This is a genomic window from Cupriavidus sp. 8B (assembly GCF_054589115.1).
This window is the reverse complement of the sequence record NZ_BAAILO010000518.1, coordinates 4,330-5,743: the sequence shown is the minus strand read 5'-3', so window position 1 is coordinate 5,743 and position 1,414 is coordinate 4,330. Positions and strand designations below refer to the sequence as shown.

At 59.8% G+C, this 1,414-nt stretch carries 1 protein-coding gene; it reads right to left on the bottom strand.

The annotated features are described in order from the left end of the window. The coding region (traD, locus tag ACYP5B_RS46070; RefSeq protein ID WP_459574037.1) for a conjugative transfer system coupling protein TraD at nucleotides 1-1,414 on the bottom strand (1,414 nt) is incomplete at both ends.

Here is a 1,414-nt window from a genome sequence, read left to right as displayed (position 1 = left end):
TAAGATGATCTGGTTGTTTAAGTTCGCCAAGACCTGCAGCATTTTTGCTGCGTTACCGAGTTTCGCCTCCAAATCCGAGCGGCTCTGGAAGGCGACAAAGGCTTTGAAGCCCGCGCCGCGGCCCTTGTTGAGGATCTGGATCACCTGCTCGTTGATCGCCTCGGCCACCTCGTCGATGATGAGCACGACCCCTGGCGGCTTGTCGTAGAAGTTGTAGATCGTGCCGGCCACCGATGCGATGTCGGACAGGATCATCGAGGCAATGGCCTTGGCGACGATGCTGTTGGACATGGAATCGAGCCCGACGCACAGCACTGCCTTCTGCTTGATGATCTTGTCGATGTCCCAGATCTCCCGGTCGTCCTCGAAGTCATCCGCCTTGGGCGCCAGCATCAGACCGGTCTCGCCGGTGGCGAGCATCTGCAGCAGGGGCAGGGCGGACGCAATGATGCGCATGTAGTGCTCGCGGTCATGCGTGAAGGTCGAGACCAGGCCGTCAATCGACTCATGGCCGCGCCCGACGTTGGCAAAGCGCTGGAGGTAGAGTTGCACCATGCCGTCGAGCAGGGTGGCGCCGCTCTTCTGGCCAAGCTTCTGCATGAAGCCGTTGACCTCGTCCTCCCAGTCGGCCATGCCTGCCTCGGGGAAGAAGCGCTTGAGGCAGCGCTCCAGCAGGCTGTTGATGCCGGACTGCGCGTAATTGAGGATGGAGCGCAGGTTGGGCTTGTCGCCCACGTACAACTCACCCTTGACGGCGCGGTCGATGAAGAGGAACGCGAAGTCGCGGAACGGGCCTTCCTCCATCAGCTGCGCGATGCGGCTGGGGATTTCGGAAGGCTGCGACCAGTTTTCCAGCGGGTTGAGGCGGATCGACTCCGACGGCGCGGCCTGCTTCCAGTACAGGAACTTGCGCCCGGTGCGCTCGCATTCTCTTTTTATGCGTTTTTTGAGATCACGATCATTTTTTGGATCAATGACGATTAAAACATCTTCGCCATTATGTATCACTTGTGTCGAAATTATCTCATAGGTTCGGGTCTTGCCTGCGCCGGTTGTGCCACCCACCGCCGTATGACCGCCGAGCGCCTTGTAATGCAGAGGCACGCGAACCTTCTTCGGCTCCATGCCGTGGATCCACGACTGGCCCTGCGGGGTACGATCCGGGATGCTGTTCGCGGGGGCAAACCTGGCCTCAATGGCACGGGTAATGTTCGTGGGCAGCCAGCGTGGCAGGCCCGGGATTTCCGAAGTTGGCATGCGCAGGATGTCGTGAGCGATCTGACAGTGCCTCTGCGTCCATTCGAATCCGGTGCCGAGATACATGGCATCGTCGCGTTGGCGCAGCTTCGCGCTCTCGTCTAGCAGTTGGTCGATCCGAATCTTTGCGAGCCACTTGGTCGAGATGGCCATGCGA